The sequence below is a fragment of the Cupriavidus sp. DL-D2 genome, from assembly GCF_039710735.1.
GTDB lineage: Bacteria > Pseudomonadota > Gammaproteobacteria > Burkholderiales > Burkholderiaceae > Cupriavidus.
In genome coordinates this window covers 24069-46295 of record NZ_JBDKXK010000060.1, presented here as the reverse complement: position 1 = coordinate 46295, position 22227 = coordinate 24069, and the positions used below count along the sequence as shown (strand labels likewise).

Below are 22227 nucleotides of genomic sequence, written 5' to 3'. Positions count from 1 at the left end.
TGACGCAGGAAGGCAGACGCTGGAGGACGTGACCGCAGCAGTTTGTGCGCATGACGCGCGGATTGCTGCAGGGTTGTCGGCGGAGGAACAGGGAGTGTTGAAGGGGTTGTTGGAGCGGTTGGGGCGTTGACGCGGCCTCTCCTCCGGTTTTGGCTCCCCTCTCCCACAAAGTGGGAGAGGGGTTGGGGGAGAGGGCCGGAGGCTCTGCTTGCCGACCACGTCGCGGTTTGCACCGCCTGCCCTCTCCCCCGCCCCTCTCCCGCTTGCGGGAGAGGGGAGCAAACCTTCGCGGAGCGGTCGCGTTTAGGCCACCACCGGCATCCCCGCCAGCAACTTATCCAGCGTCACCGGATAATCCCGCACCCTCACACCCGTCGCGTGGTACACCGCGTTCGCCACTGCTGCAGCCACGCCGCAGATACCCAACTCGCCCACGCCCTTCGCTTTCATCGGCGACGAGATCGGATCGGTTTCATCCAGGAAAATCACCTCCTGATGCGGAATATCGGCGTGCACAGGCACTTCGTAGCCCGCCAGGTCATGATTGACGAAGAAGCCAAGCCGCGTGTCCACGGCAAGTTCCTCCATCAATGCAGCGCCCACGCCCATCGTCATCGCGCCGATCACCTGACTGCGCGCGGATTTCGGATTGAGGATTCGCCCCGCCGCACAGACCGCCAGCATGCGTTGCACGCGGATCTCTGCTGTGGCCATATCCACGGCCACCTCCACGAAATGGCTGCCAAAGGTGGATTGCTGATATTTCTTGTCGAGGTCGCCGAACTCGATCGCGTCTTCGGCGGACACACCCGCGAACTGCGCGAGCGGCACGCTACGGCCACCTGCACGGATCTGGCCACCTTCGAACGTCACGTCATTGGTGTTGAACCCTGCGCGCCGTGCCAACGTCTGGCGCAGCTTGTCGCACGCTGCGTAGACGCCTGCGGTCGAACTGTTGGCGCCCCACTGTCCACCCGACCCCGCCGATATCGGAAACGATGAATCGCCGAGCCGCACCACCACCTGTTCAAGCGGCACGCCCATCATTTCCGCAGCGGTCTGCGCGATGATCGTGTACGTGCCCGTGCCGATATCGGTCATGTCGGTTTCCACCACCACCGCACCACCCTGATCGATACGCACACGCGCGGCGGATTTCATCACCAGGTTGTTGCGGAATGCCGATGCCACCCCCATGCCGATCATCCATCGTCCTTCACGCATCGACCCTGGTTTCGGGTTGCGACGATTCCATCCAAAGCGCTCGGCGCCCTGCTGCATGCATTCCACAAAACGACGCTGCGAAAACGGACGCTCTGGCTTCTCGGGATCGACCTGCGTGTCGTTGACGATACGGAACTGCACAGGGTCCATGCCAAGCTTCTCGGCCATTTCGTCGATGGCGATTTCCAACGCCATCATGCCCGGTGCCTCGCCTGGTGCACGCATCGCGTTGCCTTCGGGCAGATCGAGTGTGGCAAGCCGCATCGCGGTCATGCGGTTGGCGCCCGCATACAGCAAACGCGTCTGCATGACCGCCGTTTCCGGATCGCCGCCCTCCAGGTTGCCGGACCAGCTTTCATGGCCGATGGCCGTGATCTTGCCGTCGCGCGTGGCGCCGATGCGAATGCGCTGGATCGTGGCCGGACGGTGCGTGGTGTTGTTGCCCATCACCGGACGCGTCAGCGCCACCTTCACGGGACGACGCGCGGCGCGCGCACCCAGCGCCGCCAGCAACGCCTCCGCGCGCACGAACAGTTTCCCGCCGAAGCCACCGCCGATAAACGGCGAGATGACCTGCACATTCTCCTTCGGCACCCGCAGCGTTTCAGCCAGATCCTTGTGCGCCCACCCGATCATCTGGTTCGATGTCCACAGCGTGAGCCGGTTGCCATTCCACGCGGCAATCGACGCATGCGGCTCCATCATCGCGTGCGACTGGTCCGGCGTGGTGTACTTCGCATCGAGTTGCACGGGCGCTGCGCCAAAGGCTCCTGCGAAATCACCTACGGCGGTATCGGGTTCCTGATCCTTCGACGGCGGCTTGGCGTAGCAGCAGGCGTGAGCCAGATCGTAGCTGCCGGATTCTTTCGTGTATGACACCCGAATCATCATGGCCGCCGCGCGGGCCTGTTCGAATGTCTCCGCCACCACCAGTGCAATCGCCTGGTGATAATGCTGGATTTCGGGACCGCCCAGCAGCTTCGCCGCATTGCGCTCGCCCTTGCCCAGCTTGCCCGCATTGGCGGCTGTCACGATGGCGAGCACGCCCGGTGCGCGACGCGCGGCATCAAGTTGCATCGATGCGATGCGGCCCTTGGCGATGCCTGCGCCGAGCACGTAGCCGTACGCCTGATTCGGCACCACGTCGTGACGTTCGTACGCATACGGCGCGGTGCCTGTGGTCTTGCGCGCGCCATCGATGCGGTCGGTGGGATGGCCGACCACACGCAACTGGTCGATCGGATTGGTGGTAGCAGGAGTGTCGAACTTCATGACTTCGCTCCTTTCTCTTGCATCATCACCGCAGCCAGCGTGCGGCGCACGAGCTGCAGCTTGAACTCGTTATCGGTTGTCGGTGTGGCGCCATCGAGCAATCGTTGCGTGACCGCAGTGGGTCCGTGCGCCATCTCCGCATCGGCGGCTTCCACGCGCCACGGTTTGTGTGCCACACCGCCCAGCGCCACGCGCCCCGTGCCGTCTCGCTGCACGATGGCTGCCACGGAGATCAGGGCAAACGCATACGATGCGCGATCCCGCACCTTGCGATAGACATGCGTGCCGCCCAGCGGGGCCGGCAGCGTGACGGCGGTAATCAGTTCGCCGCGCTCCAGCACCGTTTCGATATGAGGTGTATTGCCCGGCAACTTGTGGAAGTCCGCAATCGGAATCACGCGGCGTGCGCCGTTGGGCTGCACCGTCTCCACGCTCGCGTCGAGCACACGCATCGCCACGGCCATGTCGCTGGGATGCGTGGCAATGCACGCCGTGCTGCTGCCGATGACTGCATGCTGGCGGCTGATGCCACCAATCGCCGCGCATCCGCTGCCCGGATTGCGTTTGTTGCACTGCTGGTTGGTATCGTAGAAATAGGGGCACCGCGTGCGCTGCAGCAGATTGCCCGCCGTGGTGGCGCGGTTGCGCAACTGGCCCGAAGCCCCCGCGAGCAACGCGCGCGACAGCACACCGTAGTCGCGTCGCACCCGCGCATCGGCAGCCAGATCGGTGTTGCGCACCAGTGCGCCGATACGCAATCCACCTTGCGGCGTCGCTTCGATCTTGTCGAGCGCGAGACCGTTCACGTCGATCAGGTGCGTCGGCGTCTCGATGCCGAGTTTCATCAGGTCCAGCAGATTGGTGCCGCCCGCGATGAAGCGCGCACCGGGCGATTGCATGGCTGCCGCCGCAGCCTCGGCGGGGGAATGCGCACGCGCGTAGGTGAAGGGGTTCATGACTGGCTCCCTGCAACTTCGGTGATCGCTTCGAGGATATTGGAGTAGGCGCCGCAGCGGCAGATATTGCCGCTCATCCGCTCGCGGATCTCGCCTGGCGATGCATGCGGCCGCGCGTTGAGATCGGGACTGACATGACTCGGAATGCCTGCGCGGATTTCATCGAGCACGGCTACGGCCGAGCAGATCTGTCCTGGCGTGCAATAGCCGCATTGATAGCCGTCGTGCTTCACGAAGGCCACCTGCATCGGATGCATGCGCGTGGGCGTGCCGAGTCCCTCCACGGTCGTCACCTTCGCACCTTCGTGCATCACGGCCAGCGTCAGACAGGCATTGATGCGCCGCCCATCGACGATCACCGTGCAGGCGCCGCACTGTCCGTGGTCGCAGCCCTTCTTCGTGCCCGTGAGATGCAGATGTTCGCGCAGGGCATCGAGCAGCGTAGTGCGCGTGTCGAGTTGCAGCGAGCGAGGCTGCCCGTTGACCACGAATGAAACGCTCGCCGCCACGGGCGTCATCGACGCCGGAGTACGCTGTGTGGAAGGCGTGGCCGCGCCAGCCGGTACGGCAACCGCCGAGACCGAGGCCGCGCCGACCATCACGAACTCGCGCCGCGAAAGTTTGATGTCGCTAAATTCTTCCATCGTCGATCCTTTCAGGCTCATGGGCTGAGGGAGCAACGTGGCGAGACTTGCGCGTAGGAATTACACGGCGATCATGTTCGCCGTGTAGCCGGGGTCACACAGGAAGGGGATTGCGGGGTTCTGTGTCGCGCACTCTGCACGTTGCGTGGCCGGAAAGGCGCACGAAACGTGCCATCGAGCGCGCAGTGCTGACAGTCAGCGATAGCTGACGGTCACTTCGTTGCTGCGGCCCTGCAGCATCGGGGCAAGGCTGCCCTGACCCGGCACGCGATACGCGAAGACAAAACCCTTGGTGGCGTTGTCGCCCACAAAGGCGTCGGTCTTGCCTTCGGCGCCCGGCAACAGCACGCATCGATCTGCGTTGCACAGGTAGGCTTGCATGTCGACCGGCGGCACGCGCGTGAAACTGTAGCGCCAGCGCACGGACGTGATCTGTCCCGATGCCTGCGGCATGGTGGCCACCGGCATCACGGGCGACGACAACGTGCGCTGGCCCCGATTCGTGATCTGGGGCGCCTGCACCGAGGCAGTCCACGCGTAGCGCGATCCGGCAAGCTCGTACGTGGCCTTCATGAACACCGGCGCCACGGTCTGCGCATCGCTGCGCGCAGCCGCCAGTGCGAAGCCCGCGCAGAGCGCGGCAGCGATGCAGGGGTTGACCATGGCGCTGCGCATCACAGCATGCCGCGCAGTTGATTGCGCAGGCGCGTGATGGCCTGGCTGCGGATCTGGCACACGCGCGATTCCGTGACCTCCAGCACCGCGCCGATCTCGCGCAGGTTCAGCTCCTGGTCGTAGCACAGCGACAGCACCAGCTTCTCCCGTTCGGGCAGCTTGTCGATGGCGCGGATCAGCGCATCGCGCATGCCGGACTCCATCAGCACGGTGAGCGGGTTACCGTCATCGGTCACGCCGAGGTGGCGATCCAGGAAATCTTCTTCTCCCGAGCGCTCGAAATCCTCGTAGTGCAGCAACTGGCAGCCATAGACCTCGTTGAGCAGCTCCTGGTATTCGTCGAGCGCCATCTCCAGCTCGGCGGCCACTTCCGAATCGATCGGTGTGCGGCCGAGCTTCTGTTCGAGCTGGCGCTGCGTGCGTTCGATCTTGCGCGTGAACTGCCGCAGGCTGCGCGACTGCCAGTCGTTGGCGCGCACCTCGTCGAGCATGGCGCCGCGAATACGCTGGCTGGCATAAGTCTCGAACCGCGCACCGTGGTTGTCTTCATAGCGCTTGGCGGCGTCGAGCAGGCCGATCATGCCGGCCTGGATCAGGTCGTCGATCTGTACGCTGGCGGGCAGTTTGGCCGCCAGTTGCAGCGCGATGCGCCGCACCAGTGGCGCGTGTGACTTGACCACGTCCGCCTGCTCGAGCTTTCCCTGAATCGTGTACATGGTGGAACTCTCGGTAAATGCTGTCTGTGTGTGCCGGGGCCGTCGGAGACGATGGCGGCCACTGGCTGGCTGAGTTTCGGTTTCGGGTCTTGTCGGGACTTCTTGTTCTTGGCGTGTCACGCGGGCACGGCCGAAGCCATGCCCTGGGGCGATGATTCGTGGCGCAGCGGCCATGCGCCGGTACCACCGGCGATGTGCCGCAACGCACCGGTGGCCGCAGCGGCGGGGTACGCCTCCACCACGCACCGTCCAAGCTGGAGCGCACGCGCTACCAGCGGATCCATCGGCAGATACCCTGCCAGGCTGGCCTCCACGCCCAGGTACTGGCTCGCCGTACGGGCCAGGTTGCGCGCGAGGGCCACGACCGTCCCTTCCGCCGCCGCAAGATTCACGACGAGCTGGAACTGACGGCATGCATATTCATGGTGCAGCCGCTTGATGCAGGCATACGCGGCGGTGATCGAATTGGCCTCGGGCCGCATCACGATTACCACGTTGTGCGCAACTGCAGCCAGCGGTGACAGCGCGCCCGTGCCATCGCGGCGTGCATCGACGATCACGGTGCGCATGTCGGGCCATTGCGCGGACATTGCGGCGTCATCGAGCCGCGTGCCCGACGGCAACGCGCCGGCCGGCAGCACGGCAATGCCCGTGGCGGCGCGCGTGCCGATGGCCGAGGCCAGCGTCGTGCGGCCTGCCATCACGTCACCCAGGGTGGCCGTGGGCGATGCACCCGCGAGCCGCGTGGCGCGTGCGCCGAACGTGTCTTCATCGACCAGCAGCACGCGTTCGCCCTGCATCGACAACGCGTTAGCCAATCCCAACGCCACGGTGGTCGTACCGGCGCCGGGTTCGGCACCGACTACGGCAATCCGCCGCGTGACGCGGGGAGCCAGCAGCCGGCGCAGACTTTCTGCCTGATCGGAAGCCATCGGATTCAAGTCTTACTCCCCTGCGGCCGCAAACTGCGGCATGGCTTCGGTGGACTGCATCGCACGCATCGCGTACATGGCAGCCTCGGCCGGCTCTTCCACCTTCTCCGCTTCCACGATCGAAGGCGAGGCGGTGTTGCGGCCCGGATAGTTTTCAAGCACGTCGAGCAGCGCCAGCAGGCGGCCCATGCCTTCGTTCAGTACGGTGCCCGCCACCGGCGCATTCACGCGTGCCGAGGCACGGCCCGCGAGGCGCGACAGGAACGCGGGCGCGGTCTGCGTGGGCGAATGCTGCAGGCGCAGCGTGGTCAGGCCCAGTTGCAGCGAGGCCATGCTGTTGCACAGCGCGGCATCGTCATCGCCCGGTTGTGCGAAATGTTCCATCGCGTGGCGCAGCGTGCGGAATTGTTCTTCGGCAGCCAGCGTCCATTGCGACCAGCGTGCGACCTGCGCGGCCACATCGGCCAGTGCAGGATCGCAAAGCAGGTAATCGACGGACAGCATCTCGCCGCTTTGGCGATCCACCAGGCGCGACACCACGAGGCATGCCTCGCTGCCGACCTCGCCACCCGCGCCGCGCTGGCGTGCCGCGGTACGGACCTGCCCGTCCGGAATACGGACGAGGCCATGCGCCAGCCAATGCACCGCATCGCGCTCACGAAACTCCACATCGCCAATCGCATGGAACGTCAGCGTGTCGGCGATCGTATCGAGCTTGTTGGCCTGGCCATCGGCAATCACGCGCGTGGTCTTGCGCGTGCCGGCGACCCAGCGCTCGCCCAGTTGCTGCCAGCGCGCCAGCGTGGCGGGCGTGGGCAGCGACGACACCAGATTGACGATGGTGCGTGCAGCGGCCAGCGTGCTGCGCACGGTAGCGGCATCCGCATCGGCTTCTGCTTCGGCGATCGACTGACGTGCGCGCGTGGCCGGCACAACGGTGCTGGCGAGCGGCAGGCCATCGCGATCCGCGAGCCACAGCGTGTGCTGCATCATCTGCGGGGCGCGGCGGCCTTCCACGGCGTGCGCGGCGTTGTGCGTGACGGCCAGCACATACTTGTCGCAGGCGCGGCTCGCCTCGCGGCACATCGTCAGTCGAACCTGCTGGGCCATCGGACGCAGTGCCGTGGCACCTGCCGTGCGTTGCTGCCAGAGCTGGCGGGCCAGCTCGAAGCCATAGCGTTCGGCGTTCAGTTCTTCCACGCAGACGCCTACGGCACTGGCGCTGTCGGTCAGCGAACGCAGCATGTCGTCCGCACCGCTGCGTTCCGGCTGGCGCGGCGCGGCTGCGGCTTCTGCGTTGGCGGCCTGACGGCGCGCCACATCGGCGTCATTGAACAGCGAGCCACGGCGTGGCGTCAGGAAGGCGCGCTCCACGAGTGCGTCGGCCTGTGCCAGTTCCAGATGTTCGGGCACGCGCTGACCCGTCGAGGCGTAGTACACCGGCAGGCGGTGACGGATCACCACGTCGAGTACGGAGCCGAGGTGCGTGGCTTCATCGAGCTTGCTGATGATGCAGCCATCGATACCACCGGCAGCCCCGGCGCCATCGTTGCGATAGGCGTGAACCACTTCGTTGAGCGTGTCGCCATGCGCGGCGCCATTGAGCAGCAGCACGCGTTGCATCGGCGTCTGCACGCCAGCCAGCATCGCGATCTGATCGGACAGGCTGCGGTCGCGCTGGCTCATGCCCACGGTGTCGATGATGACGAGGTGCTTGTCCTTCATCGCCGACAGCGCGAAGCGCAGGTCTGCTGCGTCCTTCACCGCGTGAACCGGCACACCAAGGATGTCGCCATAGATGCGCAGTTGTTCGTGTGCGCCGATACGGAAACGGTCAGTCGTCAGCAGCGCCAGGCTTTGCGGGCCGTTGCGCAGCACAAAGCGCGCGGCCAGCTTGGCGGTGGTGGTGGTCTTGCCCACACCGGTCGGACCGATCAGGGCCAGTACGCCGCCTTGCGAGAACAGTGCATCCTCGTTTTCGAGGACGGGCACCTTGCTGGCGATTTCCGCGCGAATCCACGCCATCGCGGCAGGACGATCCGTACCGACCGGCAGGCGTGCCAGCAGCGTGCGCGACAGTTGGCCCGAAAACCCTGCATTGATCAGCCATTCGAACAGCGACTCGCGCAGCGGATCGCCAGCGGCCACGCCCGGTGCGCTGGGGTGTGCCAGGCCGGCAAACTGGCGTTCGAGCATCGAGCGCATCGAGGCGAGTTCGCCACGCAGGTCGCCCAGCGCGGCACCTTCGGGCGCGGCAGTGGGAGCGGTAGCGGCAAACGCGTGATGCGACGGCGTGATCGACGAAGCTGCAGGTGCCAGGGAAGGCAGCGGCGACATCGACGGTGCATTCAGCAGGCCGAGCGGTGCGTAACCGGGCACGGCTGGCTCATGGTCGTCGTGCAGTGCCTGCAGCACCTGCAGTTTCGAGGGCGCAGTGGCGATGGCAGGCACGGCAGGCTCGTACATCTGCGCGCTGGCGCTGACGGCGCCGAGGTCGGTATCGCGCATCGCCACGATTTCCACGCCGCCTTCGATGCTGCGGTTCGACAGCACCACGGCGTCGGGGCCCATGGCCTCACGTACCTTGCGCATCGCCTCGCGGCCATTGGCCGCCACAAACTTTGCCACGCTCATGATTCAGTCCTTACGCTGCACCGCCGATCATGGCGGTGATACGGATATTGCGGTTGTCCGGTACTTCGGCGTGCGACAACACCTTCAGTTGCGGCAGCGTGCGGCGCAGGAAGCGCGCCATCAGCGGCCGCAGCGGCGCCGGCACCAGCAGCACCGGATCGAAGCCCATCTGTTCCTGGCGCACCACGGCGCCCTGTGCCTGCTGCAGCAGCGCATCGGCCAGACCCGGCTCGATGCCGCCGCCGTTGGTCATGGCCTGCGTCAGCACGCGCTCCAGCCCGGCATCCAGGCCGATGACCTGCATGTCCGCGTTGTTCGGGAACAGTTGCTGCGTGATCGCACGGCCCAGTGCCACGCGCACGAGCGTAGTGAGTTCGGATGGATCGCTGACCTTCGGTGCATGCTCGGCCACCACGTCGAGGATGGTGCGCATGTCGCGGATCGCCACGCCTTCGTCCAGCAGGTTCTGCAACACCTTCTGCAAGCCCGTGAGCGAGATCGTCTTCGGCACCAGGTCTTCGGTCAGCTTCGGGGCTTCCTTGCCGATGCGGTCCAGCAGCGATTGCACTTCCTGACGGCCCAGCAGTTCCGACGCGTGCATCTGGATCACGTGATTCAGGTGCGTGGCCACCACGGTGCTGGCATCCACCACCGTGTAGCCGTATGCCTGCGCCTGTTCCTTGAGGTTGGCATCGATCCACACAGCCGGCAGGCCGAACGCCGGATCGCGCGTGGCCGCGCCTTGCAGCGTGCCGCTGACCTGACCGGGATTGATCGCCATCCATTGGCCGGGATTCGCTTCGCCGCTGCCCACTTCCACGCCCTTGAGCGTGATGCGGTAGGCGTTGGGCTTCAGTTCGAGGTTGTCGCGAATGTGTACCACCGGCACCAGGAAGCCGATGTCCTGTGCGATCTTCTTGCGGATGCTCTTGATACGGCCCAGCAGTTCGCCGTTCTGCCCGCGATCCACCAGCGTGATCAGCCGGTAGCCCACTTCCATGCCGAGCGGGTCCACCATCGTGACGTCTTCCCACGTGGCTTCCGCGGCTTCGGCTGCGACGGCGGGCTTGCGCTCTTCCTTCGCCTTGGTTTCCGTAGCCTTGACCTCGCGCTTGGTCATATGGCGGCCCAGCCAGATCAGGCCGCCGGCCAGTGCCAGGAAGGCGAAGTGCGGCATGCCGGGGATCAGGCCCATCAGGCCGATGATCGCGGCGGTGATGTACATCACGCGCGGATTCGAGAACAGCTGCCCCGTTAGCTGCTGGCCCACGTCCTGCTCGTTCGACACACGCGACACGATCACACCGGCTGCCGTGGAAATCACCAGTGCCGGGATCTGTGCCACAAGGCCATCACCGATTGTCAGCAGCGTGTAGTTGTGAACGGCGGTGCCGAAGTCCAGGTCGTGCTGCACCATGCCGACCACCATGCCGGCAGCCACGTTGATGAACATGATCAGCAGGCCGGCGATGGCGTCGCCGCGCACGAACTTCGACGCACCGTCCATCGCACCGTAGAAGTCCGATTCCTGCGCCACTTCGGCACGGCGCTTGCGCGCGCCTTCTTCATTGATCAGGCCGGCGTTCAGGTCGGCGTCGATGGCCATCTGCTTGCCGGGCATGGCATCGAGCATGAAGCGCGCGCCAACTTCCGCGATACGCCCCGCACCCTTGGTAATCACCATGAAGTTGATCACCACCAGGATGGCGAACACCACGATACCGACCGCGAAGTTGCCGCCCACCAGGAAGTGGCCGAACGCCTCGATCACCTTGCCGGCGGCGTCGGGACCGGTATGGCCTTCGAGCAGCACCACGCGCGTGGATGCGACGTTCAGAGACAGGCGCAGCAGCGTGGAAAACAGCAGCACGGCCGGGAACGCGGCAAAGTCCAGCGGGCGCTGCGTGTACATGCCCACCAGCAGCACCATGATGGCCAGTGCGATGTTGAACGTGAACAGCAGGTCCAGGATGAACGGCGGCAGCGGCAGGATCATCATGCCGAGGATCATGACGATCAGCAGCGGACCTGCCATCGCCTTCATCTGGGTGCCGCCGCGCATCAACGCGGGCAGGTTGAAAAGATTGGTCAGTGCGTTCATGCGCGGCTTTCCGGTACGGCGAGTTCATCGGGCACAGCCAGATCCGACGGTGCGTCGGGCTGCGGACCATAGCTGTAGTGCCAGTTCTTCAGTTGAAACACCCAGGCCAGGATTTCAGCCACGGCGGTATACAGTCCCGCCGGGATTTCATGGCCCAGTTCCACGTGACGGTGCAGCGCCCGCGCCAGCGGCGGAGCAGACAACACCGGCACGCGATGCTCGGCGGCCAGCTCGCGAATGCGGGCGGCCACCTCGTCAGTGCCCTTTGCCACGACGCGCGGCGCATTCCAGCGCGCCTTTTCGTCGTAGCGCAGTGCCACGGCGAAGTGGGTGGGGTTGGTCACCACCACGTCCGCCTTCGGCACCTCGGTCATCATCCGGCGACGCGCCATGGCCCGCTGCTGCTGGCGGATACGGGCCTTGACGTGCGGATCGCCATCGGTTTCCTTCATCTCCTGCTTGACCTCTTCCTTGGTCATGCGGAGCTTCTTGTAGTACTCCCATAGCTGCCAGGGCACATCCAGCGCCACCACCAGCAGCAGGGAACCGGCCACGATGCCGCACACATACAGCACGAGTTCCATCGTGTGCAGCATGGCTTCCTCGACCGGCGCGTTCATCAGCGCGATGGCTTCCGGCAGCTTGCGCCAGACCATCCAGCCACCGACGCCACCGACCAGCAGGGACTTGGCGATGGCCTTGGCGAGTTCCACCAGCGAATGCATCGAGAACAGGCGGCCCAGCCCGGACAGGGGGTTGAGCCGTTTGAAATCGGGCATGAACGACTTGGTGGAGAAGATCCATCCGCCCAGCGCCATCGGCGCCACCAGCGCGGCCACGCCAAACATCAGCAGCAGCGGCATGAAAGCCAGCAGCGCATCGAAAATGGCGATGCCGAACTGCGACAGCATCCGGTTGGTATCGAACGCCGTGGCCGGCTCGAACGCCAGGCTCGTCTGCATCACGGCGTTAAGCTTGCGGCCCAGCGTGCCGCCCAGGGTCCAGAGCCCGATGACGCCCGTCATCAGCATCACGAACGTGCCGAGCTCGCGCGAACGCACCACCTGCCCCTCCTCGCGCGCCTTTTCAAGGCGCCGGGGTGAGGCGGGTTCGGTTTTCTCGAGATCGCTTTCCTCGGACATGCAGGCTCCAATACGAAGCGCGCGGGCGGCACTTCGTCACCGAGGATTATCAAATCCGGGCAGGGAAAGCATTGGGAGGAAAAGGCGGGGAAACAGGTGCCTGTTTCGGGAATGAAGGGGGCAGCGAAAATAACGGCCCGAGGGGTGCGTTCTTTAGAGCCGCCGCCCTTAATTTGTGACGAATATGGCCACTAATGGCCCGTATCGGCACCGGAATGACGGCATGTTGTCACGTTTTGGGCGTCGCCTTCGGGGGAACAGGGAGGGTTTTCCCGCCCTCCCCCCCGGTTGTCGCGATCATTCCGGGCATCCGGATCATGAAAGGTAGTCGGCATAGCGCTGCCGCAGCCACGCCATTCCTTGATCGCTGGAAACAGTGCAGTTCAACTTGGACCGAAGCGCCTCCATCCGGACCCGCGCCATATTGAGCACGCCGCTCCAGGAACAGAGGCCGATGCGCAGCGTGGCGTCCTGATAGGTACAGCCGAAGGCGCCTTGCATGTACTGCACCATTCGGGTCGCTTCCGGCGTCATCTCGTTCGACAGCGCGATGAACGTCCATCGTGTATTGGCCTTGTCGAACCGCTCGTCCGACGCCACGGCCATCGCGTAGCGTTCGATCTGCCCTTTCGCCTCCATGTCGACCTTTTTCATCGGACGCTTCAATTCCACAACGAGAAATTCCCGCTGCAGGCCCGGGGCTGGCAATTCGCGCCCCAGCACAAAGTCGATGAAACCGCGTTTGCCGTCGTCGCGGAGCACCGCTTGCTGAAGCCACCCCTTGCCCATGTCGAGCTTGTGGACATGCTTGCGCAACACCGTGTTCAGGCTCTCCCCGCTGCTCGTCAGCCGGAATTCTTCACCGAAGATCCACGTCTCGTTTTCAATCAGGCGATGCAACTGTCCGCGCTCGCGGAAGCCGCGCTTGTTACCGATGTCGAACAGCATCGACTCCAGGCCGGTCAGGAAGTGAAGCCGGTCTGTCACCAACCGGCTGCATTCGATCATCGAGGACAACGAGGTCAACTGCATCAGCCCGAGCAGCTCGCTGGTCCTGGCGGCGGGCAGGTTGAAAACTTCGGCAAGCACCTGCTTCAAGGGGCCAGCGCCCGCTTCAAGCGTCGCCTTGAGCATCGCCAGGGTGAAACGTCGATCATGCACGGTCCCCGTCCGGAACACCTCCAGGCATTCGTCGATACCCAGCGCGCAGATATCGAACATATCGCGCCGCGCGGCTTCGAGCGGATCGGCTGCCAGACCACCAAAGGGGTAGATACCTTCATCTTTCCAGCCCTGGATCAGCGTGCTTGCCTTGCGGGCCCGCTGACGCCTCTGCGTCGCTTCCAGCGACTCCCTGGCCACGTCGACCAGCTGCAGCAGCGCCGGGTCAATGCGTGACACGGCAACAGCGGCCCCCGGATTTCTGAATCCCATTGCAAACTCCCTGACCATGAACATGCAGGAAGACTAGCAATGCACTCCGCCCGATGTACTGCGCCAGGTCGTGCAACAGGTCCCTTTCAGATTCGTCTCACTCCAGCCGCCCCGCCTCCACCTCGATTCCCAACTGACCGGCCATCTCCACCACCAGCGCCTGCAGTTTTGCCACCTTGTCTTCGAGCGCGCGGTGGCTGATGCGCAGGGCTTCCAGTTCCGAAGGGGATGCGGCGGACTCCGCGCCGGATCGGTAGGCGGCCGTGCTTTCCGGGATGCTGACTTCGCCGCAGAGCAGGTGCATCCAGCGGTGTTCGCGCTCGCCCGGTGCGCGGGGCAGGCGGACTACCAGCGCGGGGGTGCGTTCGGCGAGTTCATCGAGAAAACCTTCGACGGACGAGATATCAGCGAAGGCGTGCAGGCGCGCGGTGTTCAGGCGCAGTTCGGCGGCGGTTTGCGGGCCGCGCAGCAGTAGCGTGGAGAGCAGCGCCGCCGACTGGCTGGGCACGCCGAGCACCTTGCCGAGATTCTGTTCGAAGCGCGGCACACGGCTGCTGCTGCCTTCGAACACGAGGCTCAGGGATTTCAAGCCATCGATGGCGGTCAGGATCTCGTCCTCGGACACGCTCATCACGGGCGAGCGCGCGGTCTTCTGGTTGCAGCCGGATGCCAGCGCGTTGAGCGACAGCGGGTAGGTATCGGGCACGGTGAACTGCTTTTCGAGCAGCACGGCCACCACGCGGCCTTCGAGCGCGGTCAGTTCGCGAAGGGCGGGGCGGGAAGCGGGTGCGGAGGTCTGGTCCATCGTCGGCGGCAGGTTGGATGCGGTGCCACATTGAAGCGCAAGCGCTCCGCCGATGCAACCTGGCATATGGATTTGCGAAAACATTCGTTGGCCGGTGTCCGTGTTGCACGTACGGTCAGGGCTTCGACTCACTTCCCGCCACGCCATGAACCGCTCCCGCCGCCACTTCCTGAACACCGTCAATGCCGGCGCGATGCTCGCGCTCGTTCCCGCCGTGCATGCCGCACACGCCCAGACGCGGCCCGTCCTGAAAGCCGGTGACCAGAAAGGCGGATTGCGCGCTCTGCTGGAAGCGGCCGATGCGTTGAAGGGTGTGACCTACGACATCCAGTGGACCGAATTCCCCGCCGCCGCGCCGCTGGCCGAGGCGCTCAATGCGGGCGCGGTAGATAGCGGCCCCATCGGCGATGCACCGGCCATCTTCGCATTGGCTGCCGGGACTCGGATCAAGCTGATCGGCGTGAACCGGTCCGACCCGTATGGCACGGCGGTGCTGGTGCGCCCCGATTCGCCGCTCAAGACCGCCGCCGATCTCAAGGGCAAGCGCATCGGCACGAATCGTGGATCGATCGGACACTTTGTCACGCTCAAGGCACTGGAATCGGCCGGATTGAAACCCGAGGACGCCGACATCCGCTTCCTGCCGCCCGCAGACGCGAAGCTGGCACTGACCAACGGATCGGTGGATGCGTGGGCCACATGGGAACCGTACACGGCGATGGCGGAGACCAGCGGACATGCGCGCGTGCTGGTAAGCGGGCGAGGCTTGTGGTCCGGGCTCAGTTATCTGGCGGCGACGGAATCTGCATTGGCAAGCAAGCGCGCGGTGCTGGGCGATTTCCTGCAGCGCGTGGCGCGTGCGCAGGCGTGGTCCTACCAGCATGTGCCGGAGTTCTCGGCCACGCTGGCGCGCATCATCGGCATTCCACCGGAAGCGGCGCGATTGCAGTTCGAGCGACGCAAGACGCAATGGCAGGCCATCGACGCGGAAGTCGTGGCCGTGCAGCAGCAGACGGCGGACTTTTACTTGAAGACGGGGTTGCTGAAGCAGAGGCTGGAGGTGGCGGGGACGTTCGAGCGGTTGGTGGTGGGTTGACCAAGGACCACGGCTTCCCATGGTTTGCTCCCCTCTCCCTTTGGGAGAGGGGCGGGGGAGAGGGCTGGCGGTGCAATCTGCCACTTGTCGGCAAGCAGAACCGCTTTGCCCTCTCCCCCAACCCCTCTCCCGCGATGCGGGAGAGGGGAGCCAAAACAGCGAGGGGAGCAACGAAACTCAGAACCCCAAGCTCGCCAGCAAATCATCCACCTGCGACTGATCCGCCACCACGTCGGCCTTGCCTTCGGGGTTGATCTGCGGGCCGTTCATCAGCGTGGGCGGAGCTTCCACGCGGCGATCGGCGGGCACGTTGTCGATCAGCACCTGCAGCAGTTCCTGCTCCAGGCCGCGGATCATGTCCATCATCTTCTTGATGACCTGACCCGTCAGATCCTGGAAGTCCTGCGCCATCATGATCTCGAGCAGGTGGCTGCCCGTGGCCTTGGTCTTGGCCGGCACGTCGGTCAGGAACTCGCGGGTATCGAGCACCAGCGCGCGCGCGTCACCCAGTTCCACGGGCTTCTCGAACCACGCCTCCCAGCGCTTGTCGAGCGCGTTGGCGCGGGCTTCGAGTTCTTCCTGCAGCGGTTGCGCCAGTTCCACGGCCGTGAGCGAACGCTCGGCGGCCTGCTCGGTCATCGCGGCGATGTAGCTGAGGCGGTCGCGCGCATCGGGAATGGCCTGCGCGGCCTTCTCGATCTCCTTGTCGAGCCCCAGCTCCCGCATGTTGTCGCGCAGCATGCGCGTCAGGTTGCCGATGCGATGGATGATCTGATCGGCCGATTCTTGGCTGAAAGTCGGAGTCGTCGACATATCGCGTACCTCTTATTGAGCCAGCTTCTCGAAGATCTTGGTGATCTTTTCGTCGAGCGTTGCGGCCGTGAAGGGCTTCACGACATAGCCGTTGGCACCGGCCTGTGCGGCGGCGATGATGTTTTCCTTCTTGGCTTCGGCCGTCACCATCAGCACCGGCGTCTTTTCGATACCAGGCGTGGCGCGGATCGATTGCAACATCGTCAGGCCGTCCATGTTCGGCATGTTCCAGTCCGACACCACGAACTGGAAGCTGCCGTCCTTGGCCTTTTCCAGACCGGCGGCGCCGTCTTCGGCTTCCTCGACGTTGTTGAACCCCAGCTCCTTGAGCAGGTTGCGAATAATCCGACGCATGGTCGGAAAGTCGTCGACCACGAGGATCTTGATGTTCTTATCCACTTTACGGCTCCAATACGGTTGCGGATGACAGTGCCATCCGGTTGTTGTTGCTGATCTGACCTCTTCGCGCGCGGCGCCTTGTCGGTCCGGGCCTACACGCGTTGCGCCCGCGCACCAAACGTTGCCAGGTGCGCCATGACGCGCTGGCTCATCTGGTGCAGGGGTACGACTTCATGCACGCCGCCGGTGGCGATGGCCTCCTTCGGCATGCCAAACACGATGCAGGACTGCTCGTCCTGCGCCAAATTGTATGAACCCGCTTCCTTCATGCGCAGCATGCCGCGCGCGCCATCCTTGCCCATGCCGGTCAGGATCACGCCGGTCACGTTCTTGCCGCCGTGGATCGCCGCCGAATCGAACAGCACATCCACCGAAGGACGATGGCGATTGACCGGTGCTTCCTGCGACAGATGCGCCACGTAGTTGGCGCCGCTGCGCGTGAGCAGCAGGTGCGAATCGCCGGGCGCGATATACGCATAGCCCGGCAGCACGCGCTCGCCGTGCTCGGCTTCCTTCACCGTGATGCGGCACAGGCCGTTGAGCCGTTGCGCGAACGACTTCGTGAAGCCGGCCGGCATGTGCTGCACGATCATGATCGCGGGCGAATCCGGCGGCAGCGGCATCAGGAATTCCTTGATGGCCTCGGTGCCGCCCGTCGATGCGCCGACGATGATCAGCTTTTCCGTCGACAGCAGCGGCGCGCGCAGGATCGGCGCGGCAGGCGTGCTGCCCGGTGCCGATTCGGTGCGGGCCTTCACGCGGGCACGCGACGCCGCGCGCAGTTTATCCGCGATGGTGTCGGTGTATTCGATCAGCCCTTCGCGAATGCCGAGCTTGGGCTTGGTCACGAAATCGACGGCACCCAGCTCCAGCGCGCGCATCGTGATTTCCGATCCGCGCTCGGTCAGCGACGACACCATCAGCACCGGCATCGGGCGCAGGCGCATCAGGCGTTCCAGGAAATCCAGCCCATCCATGCGCGGCATTTCCACGTCGAGCGTCAGCACGTCGGGGTTCAGGCGCTTGATCATGTCTCGCGCCACCAGCGGATCGGGGGCAGTACCCACCACCTCCATATCGGGCTGGCTGTTGATGATCTCCGTCATCAGGCTGCGGATCAGCGCGGAATCGTCCACGCACAGCACCTTGATCTTCGCGGCAGTCATGTTTGTCTCTACGTCTCTAAGGTTTCAGGTCGGCGCCTTGGCCGATGCCTGCCGCGTAAACAATTCCACGGCACCACGCGCGGGTGCCTTCGTGGAGGTGGACAGCGCACGCGCCAGGGCACGTTCCTCGCGTTCCACGCCTACCGTATCGTCCTGACGCGTCAGCCGGCGCACCAGCGCCAGCCCCGTTTTCGGGAAATAGCTGACGCGGCGCGCATGCGGCCCGCGCAAATCCTGTGCGGCCACGCGAATCTCTTCGGTGCGCAGGTACTTCAGTACGAAATCGGCATTCCGGTCCCCAATATTGAGGGTGGTCATGTTCGCCAGTACCGCGCCGCCACCAAAAACTTTCGCCTCCAGACGTTCGCGGCGTGCGCCCATCTTCAGCAATTCATTGATGAGCACTTCCAGCGCGTAGCAGCCGTAGCGCATCGACGCGGACAGCATGCGATCCGGGCCCGCGTTCTCGTCGTCGGGCAGCATGAAATGGTTCATGCCGCCCACGCCGGTGTATTCGTCGCGGATGCATGCGGACACGCACGATCCCAGCACCGTGGTCAGCACCACGTCATCGCCGGTCACGAAGTATTCGTTGGGCAACAGCTTGATGGCCTGCTTGCCGAATTCGCGATCGAAGTATTTTCGCGTGGCAATGGCCTCGGGCATCTGGGGCGTGCCGCGCATCATGCACCTCCGCCCTTGCCTGACAGTTCGTACACCGTCTGTCCGCGCAACTGGAACGCGCGCGTGACATACGAGAAATTCTCCGAGTGCCCGGCGAACAGCAGGCCGTGGGGCTTCAGCATCGGCGCAAACCGCTCCAGGATGCGGCCCTGGGTCGGCTTGTCGAAATAGATCATCACGTTGCGGCAGAAGATGGCGTCGAACTTCTCGCGGATGCCCCAATCGGGCGCCAGCAGGTTCAGCGGCTCGAACGCAATCGTCGATGCCAGGTCCGGCTTGACCTTCACCGCACCGGCGCGTGCACCCGTGCCCTTCAGGAAGAAGCGCTTCAACTGCTCTTGCGAAAGCCGCGCCACCTGTTCGGTCGTATAGACGCCTGCGCGGGCCTTGGCCAGTACCTGCGTGTCGATGTCGGTGGCCAGCACCGTGCCCGCGCGTTCGCCCAGCGCTTCGGCCAGCGTGATCGCAATCGAGTAGGGCTCTTCGCCAGTCGATGCCGCCGCGCACCACACGCTGTACGGGCGGCCGATCTTCCTGGCGTGCTCGGCCAGCAGCGGAAAGTGGTGTGCCTCACGGAAGAACGATGTGAGGTTGGTCGTCAGCGCGTTGGTGAAGTACTCCCATTCGTCGGAACGGTCGTCGGCTTCCAGCAATTCCAGGTACGTGCCGAAATCGCTCAATTGCAGCGAACGCAGGCGCCGCGCCAGACGGCTGTACACCATCTCGCGCTTGTGCGCGCCCAGCGAGATGCCCGCACGCTTGTGAATCAGCTGGCGCACCTTCTCGAAGTCGCGCTCGGTCAGCAGGAAGTCACGCATGTCGTCGCGCAGCGGCGTCAGCACCGGCATTGCCGGACTCACGGCCGCGCCTGGCTTCCCGGTGGGGCTGGAGGAAGAACGGAGCGGCGTCATGTGTGTGTATCGTCAGGAATGCCGGGTCGCGGCAGTTTCAATTCTTGGGGACGGAACCAGCTCGCGCGTCAGGCGAGTTCGGCTTCGATCAGCGACATCTCGGGGCTGGTCATCATGCGTTCGATGTCGATCAGGATCAGCATGCGGCCTTCCACCGAGCCGAGGCCCGTGAGATGCTCGTTCGACACCGACACGCCAAACTCCGGCGCCGGCTTGATATCGTCGCCCGTGAGCGTCAGCACGTCCGACACGCCATCCACGACGATGCCAACCACGCGGCCCGCCACGTTCAGGATGATCACCACGGTCTGGTGGTCATAGCGCACGTTGCCGAGGTCGAACTTCAAACGCAGGTCGACGATCGGCACGATCACGCCGCGCAGGTTCGTCACGCCCTTGATGAAGTCCGGCGCATTGGCAATGCGCGTCACCGTTTCGTAGCTGCGGATCTCCTGCACCTTGAGGATGTCGATGCCATATTCCTCGGTGCCCAGCGTGAAGACCAGGTACTCCTGACCAGAGGCTTCGCTGCCCTGGGTATCGATCTGTCCGATGCCGGCCATGTCTGTTCTCCTTGCTTCTTTCAGTTACGCAACGGCTACCGGGTCCTGGCGGCGCACACCCGTGCGCTGCAACGCACCCACGTCCACGATCAGCGCAACGCTGCCGTCGCCGAGGATCGTTGCGGCCGAGATGCACGGCACCTTGCGATAGTTCGTTTCGAGATTCTTCAGCACCACCTGGTGCTGGCCGATCAACTGGTCTACCAGCAGCGCAAAGCGCTTGCCTTCGGCGGCCAGGATCACGGCGATGCCCTGCGTGGGTTCCTGCACGGCGTTGGCCACGTTGAAGACCTTGTGCAGTTCCAGCAGCGGCAGGTATTCGCCGCGCACGTTCATCACACGCTCGCCGTTGGCGGCCGTATGCACGTCTTCGGACTTCGGCTGCAGGGACTCCATCACGCAGTTCAGCGGCAGGATGAAAGTCTCTTCGCCGGTGCGCACCGACATGCCATCGAGAATCGCCAGCGTCAGCGGCAGCACAATGCGCGTGGTGGTGCCCAGGCCCGGACGCGACGCGATTTCCACGTGGCCGCCCATTTCCTGGATGTTCCGCTTCACCACGTCCATGCCCACGCCACGGCCCGACACGTCGGTCACCACTTCGGCAGTGGAGAAGCCCGGTGCAAAGATCAGCTGCCACACTTCGTCGTCGGTCATGCTTTCCGACGCGCCCGGCAGGTTGTTCTGGATGGCCTTGGCCAGGATGCGTTCGCGATTCAGGCCACCGCCGTCGTCGCTGACTTCGATCACGATATTGCCGCCCGCGTGCTGCGCGGACAGGATCAGCTGACCGGTGGCTTCCTTGCCGGCGGCCACGCGCTTCTCGGGCGTTTCGATGCCGTGATCCAGGCTGTTGCGCACCAGGTGGGTCAGCGGATCGATGATGCGTTCGATCAGGCTCTTGTCGAGTTCGGTCGCCTTGCCGAACGTGACCAGATCGATCTGCTTGTTCAGCTTGCTGGCCAGGTCACGCACCAGACGCGGGAAGCGCGAGAACACGTAGTCCATCGGCATCATGCGGATCGACATCACCGCTTCCTGCAGGTCGCGCGCATTGCGTTCGAGCTGGCCCATGCCGGAGAACAGGCGGTCGAACAGTACCGGGTCCAGCGACGATGCGGTCTGTGCCAGCATCGATTGCGTGATCACCAGTTCGCCCACCAGGTTGATGATCTGGTCCACCTTCTCGGTCGGCACGCGGATCGAGCCGGAGTCCGGTGCGTGCGCGGCGGCCGCAGCGGGCTTGGCTTTTTCCTTGTCCTTGGCAGCCGGTGCAGCAGGGGCTGCCGCCGGCGCGGCAGCCACCGGAGCCGGTGCGGCCACCGGGGCCGGCGCGGGTGCGGCAGGTGCTTCGCCTGCGGCCACGGCTTCCACCACGATCTGTTTCTCGTCGATCACGAAGCAGCAGACCGCGATGATGTCATCGGCGCTGCAGGCGCTGTTCAGCCAGATGGTCAGGTCGCCGTCGGCTTCTTCCTGTCCGGTGATCTCGCCCAGGTTGGCCAGTTCCTCGCGCATCAGCGCCTGGTCACCCGCCGATACCTTGATCAGGCGGACCTTGAGGTTACCGCCGGCTGCCGGTGCCGGTGCCGCTGCGGGTGCCGGGGCTGCGGCGGGTGCGGGGCCCGGAGCCGGTGCGGCGTCGCCATTGGCCTCCTGGGCCAGCTGCTGCAGCACGGCGCAGATGCGCTTGAACGTTTCCGGATCGGGTTCGGTGCCGTTGCGATAGGCGTTGAGCTGGTCTTGCAACACGTCCTTGGTTTCCAGAAAGGTGTCGATGATGACCCGGGTCAGGGCCAGTTCCCGCCGACGCGTACGGTCGAGCAGGTTCTCGAAGATGTGCGTGGTCTCGGTCAGCGCCGTGAAGCCGAACGTCGCGGCGCCGCCCTTGATGGAGTGCGCTGCCCGGAAGATGGCATTGAGCGCCTCGGCATCGGGGGACTCGATGTCCACCTCGAGCAGCAGCTGCTCCATTTCAACGAGCAGCTCTTCCGCCTCCTCGAAGAAGGTCTGATAGAACTGGGTGATATCGATATCGACAGACATGATCGTCCTGACTC

19 protein-coding genes are annotated in these 22227 nt (G+C 64.6%); 1 reads left to right on the top strand and 18 read right to left on the bottom strand.

The window, feature by feature from the left end:
• Positions 1–303 precede the first annotated feature (303 nt).
• From paoC to ABDB81_RS24610, 11 genes are all read right to left on the bottom strand, one after another.
• Complete coding sequence (gene paoC / locus ABDB81_RS24660; RefSeq protein ID WP_346813862.1) at positions 304–2496, bottom strand: aldehyde oxidoreductase molybdenum-binding subunit PaoC; 2193 nt, start codon at positions 2494–2496, stop codon at positions 304–306.
• On the bottom strand, positions 2493–3452 hold the full coding sequence (locus ABDB81_RS24655) for a xanthine dehydrogenase family protein subunit M (RefSeq protein WP_137928426.1): 960 nt from the start codon (positions 3450–3452) through the stop codon (positions 2493–2495). Before ABDB81_RS24655 ends, paoC begins: the two co-directional genes overlap by 4 nt.
• Positions 3449–4096, bottom strand: a complete 648-nt coding sequence (paoA, locus tag ABDB81_RS24650; protein ID WP_346813861.1) for an aldehyde dehydrogenase iron-sulfur subunit PaoA — start codon at positions 4094–4096, stop codon at positions 3449–3451. Before paoA ends, ABDB81_RS24655 begins: the two co-directional genes overlap by 4 nt.
• Positions 4097–4291: 195 nt before the next feature.
• A complete protein-coding gene (locus ABDB81_RS24645) occupies positions 4292–4669 on the bottom strand; it encodes a flagellar protein FlhE (protein ID WP_237380837.1) in 378 nt (125 codons plus the stop codon).
• A gap of 101 nt (positions 4670–4770) precedes the next feature.
• The gene (locus ABDB81_RS24640) at positions 4771–5487 is read right to left on the bottom strand and encodes an RNA polymerase sigma factor FliA (protein WP_137928424.1); all 717 of its coding nucleotides are present in this window, start codon (positions 5485–5487) and stop codon (positions 4771–4773) included.
• 116 nt (positions 5488–5603) lie between these two features.
• Complete coding sequence (locus tag ABDB81_RS24635; RefSeq protein WP_346813860.1) at positions 5604–6419, bottom strand: P-loop NTPase; 816 nt, start codon at positions 6417–6419, stop codon at positions 5604–5606.
• Between the two features lie 12 nt (positions 6420–6431).
• On the bottom strand, positions 6432–9053 hold the full coding sequence (gene flhF, locus ABDB81_RS24630) for a flagellar biosynthesis protein FlhF (protein WP_346813859.1): 2622 nt from the start codon (positions 9051–9053) through the stop codon (positions 6432–6434).
• Between the two features lie 10 nt (positions 9054–9063).
• Positions 9064–11154: a flagellar biosynthesis protein FlhA gene (gene flhA / locus ABDB81_RS24625; RefSeq protein WP_137928422.1), complete on the bottom strand. Its 2091-nt coding sequence runs from the start codon at positions 11152–11154 to the stop codon at positions 9064–9066.
• Positions 11151–12296 (bottom strand): flagellar biosynthesis protein FlhB, encoded by a 1146-nt coding sequence (gene flhB / locus ABDB81_RS24620; protein ID WP_137928421.1) that lies wholly within the window; start codon positions 12294–12296, stop codon positions 11151–11153. The genes flhA and flhB overlap by 4 nt, the downstream gene beginning before the upstream one ends.
• A 315-nt stretch (positions 12297–12611) precedes the next feature.
• Positions 12612–13730 carry a hypothetical protein gene (locus ABDB81_RS24615; RefSeq protein WP_160474288.1) on the bottom strand — a complete coding sequence of 373 codons (1119 nt, stop codon included), beginning with the start codon at positions 13728–13730 and terminating at the stop codon, positions 12612–12614.
• A gap of 97 nt (positions 13731–13827) precedes the next feature.
• Positions 13828–14535: a YceH family protein gene (locus tag ABDB81_RS24610; RefSeq protein ID WP_346813858.1), complete on the bottom strand. Its 708-nt coding sequence runs from the start codon at positions 14533–14535 to the stop codon at positions 13828–13830.
• A 145-nt stretch (positions 14536–14680) separates the two neighbouring features.
• Here ABDB81_RS24610 and ABDB81_RS24605 point away from each other — a divergent pair, with 145 nt between their 5' ends.
• Positions 14681–15631 (top strand): ABC transporter substrate-binding protein, encoded by a 951-nt coding sequence (locus ABDB81_RS24605; RefSeq protein WP_346813857.1) that lies wholly within the window; start codon positions 14681–14683, stop codon positions 15629–15631.
• 177 nt (positions 15632–15808) lie between these two features.
• On the opposite strand, the gene cheZ is transcribed toward ABDB81_RS24605, so the two are convergent.
• From cheZ to cheA, 7 genes are all read right to left on the bottom strand, one after another.
• The gene (gene cheZ, locus ABDB81_RS24600) at positions 15809–16444 is read right to left on the bottom strand and encodes a protein phosphatase CheZ (protein WP_137925520.1); all 636 of its coding nucleotides are present in this window, start codon (positions 16442–16444) and stop codon (positions 15809–15811) included.
• A 12-nt stretch (positions 16445–16456) separates the two neighbouring features.
• A complete protein-coding gene (gene cheY / locus ABDB81_RS24595; RefSeq protein WP_137925519.1) occupies positions 16457–16843 on the bottom strand; it encodes a chemotaxis response regulator CheY in 387 nt (128 codons plus the stop codon).
• 92 nt (positions 16844–16935) lie between these two features.
• Positions 16936–18009 carry a chemotaxis response regulator protein-glutamate methylesterase gene (locus tag ABDB81_RS24590; RefSeq protein WP_137925518.1) on the bottom strand — a complete coding sequence of 358 codons (1074 nt, stop codon included), beginning with the start codon at positions 18007–18009 and terminating at the stop codon, positions 16936–16938.
• Positions 18010–18033: 24 nt separating this feature from the next.
• A complete protein-coding gene (cheD, locus tag ABDB81_RS24585; protein ID WP_346813863.1) occupies positions 18034–18693 on the bottom strand; it encodes a chemoreceptor glutamine deamidase CheD in 660 nt (219 codons plus the stop codon).
• Positions 18693–19604, bottom strand: a complete 912-nt coding sequence (locus ABDB81_RS24580; RefSeq protein ID WP_137925517.1) for a CheR family methyltransferase — start codon at positions 19602–19604, stop codon at positions 18693–18695. Before ABDB81_RS24580 ends, cheD begins: the two co-directional genes overlap by 1 nt.
• A 68-nt stretch (positions 19605–19672) precedes the next feature.
• Positions 19673–20167 carry a chemotaxis protein CheW gene (locus ABDB81_RS24575; protein WP_137925516.1) on the bottom strand — a complete coding sequence of 165 codons (495 nt, stop codon included), beginning with the start codon at positions 20165–20167 and terminating at the stop codon, positions 19673–19675.
• A gap of 24 nt (positions 20168–20191) precedes the next feature.
• A complete protein-coding gene (gene cheA / locus ABDB81_RS24570) occupies positions 20192–22213 on the bottom strand; it encodes a chemotaxis protein CheA (protein ID WP_346813856.1) in 2022 nt (673 codons plus the stop codon).
• Positions 22214–22227: the final 14 nt, after the last annotated feature.

Bases quoted from the DNA above. Each gene is read 5' to 3' on its own strand.
- paoC (WP_346813862.1), bottom strand. From the start codon at position 2,496: ATGAAGTTCGACACTCCTGCTACCACCAATCCGATCGACCAGTTGCGT.
- ABDB81_RS24655 (WP_137928426.1), bottom strand. From the start codon at position 3,452: ATGAACCCCTTCACCTACGCGCGTGCGCATTCCCCCGCCGAGGCTGCG.
- paoA (WP_346813861.1), bottom strand. From the start codon at position 4,096: ATGGAAGAATTTAGCGACATCAAACTTTCGCGGCGCGAGTTCGTGATG.
- ABDB81_RS24645 (WP_237380837.1), bottom strand. From the start codon at position 4,669: ATGAAGGCCACGTACGAGCTTGCCGGATCGCGCTACGCGTGGACTGCC.
- ABDB81_RS24640 (WP_137928424.1), bottom strand. From the start codon at position 5,487: ATGTACACGATTCAGGGAAAGCTCGAGCAGGCGGACGTGGTCAAGTCA.
- ABDB81_RS24635 (WP_346813860.1), bottom strand. From the start codon at position 6,419: ATGGCTTCCGATCAGGCAGAAAGTCTGCGCCGGCTGCTGGCTCCCCGC.
- flhF (WP_346813859.1), bottom strand. From the start codon at position 9,053: ATGAGCGTGGCAAAGTTTGTGGCGGCCAATGGCCGCGAGGCGATGCGC.
- flhA (WP_137928422.1), bottom strand. From the start codon at position 11,154: ATGAACGCACTGACCAATCTTTTCAACCTGCCCGCGTTGATGCGCGGC.
- flhB (WP_137928421.1), bottom strand. From the start codon at position 12,296: ATGTCCGAGGAAAGCGATCTCGAGAAAACCGAACCCGCCTCACCCCGG.
- ABDB81_RS24615 (WP_160474288.1), bottom strand. From the start codon at position 13,730: ATGGGATTCAGAAATCCGGGGGCCGCTGTTGCCGTGTCACGCATTGAC.
- ABDB81_RS24610 (WP_346813858.1), bottom strand. From the start codon at position 14,535: ATGGACCAGACCTCCGCACCCGCTTCCCGCCCCGCCCTTCGCGAACTG.
- ABDB81_RS24605 (WP_346813857.1), top strand. From the start codon at position 14,681: ATGAACCGCTCCCGCCGCCACTTCCTGAACACCGTCAATGCCGGCGCG.
- cheZ (WP_137925520.1), bottom strand. From the start codon at position 16,444: ATGTCGACGACTCCGACTTTCAGCCAAGAATCGGCCGATCAGATCATC.
- ABDB81_RS24590 (WP_137925518.1), bottom strand. From the start codon at position 18,009: ATGACTGCCGCGAAGATCAAGGTGCTGTGCGTGGACGATTCCGCGCTG.
- cheD (WP_346813863.1), bottom strand. From the start codon at position 18,693: ATGCGCGGCACGCCCCAGATGCCCGAGGCCATTGCCACGCGAAAATAC.
- ABDB81_RS24580 (WP_137925517.1), bottom strand. From the start codon at position 19,604: ATGACGCCGCTCCGTTCTTCCTCCAGCCCCACCGGGAAGCCAGGCGCG.
- ABDB81_RS24575 (WP_137925516.1), bottom strand. From the start codon at position 20,167: ATGGCCGGCATCGGACAGATCGATACCCAGGGCAGCGAAGCCTCTGGT.
- cheA (WP_346813856.1), bottom strand. From the start codon at position 22,213: ATGTCTGTCGATATCGATATCACCCAGTTCTATCAGACCTTCTTCGAG.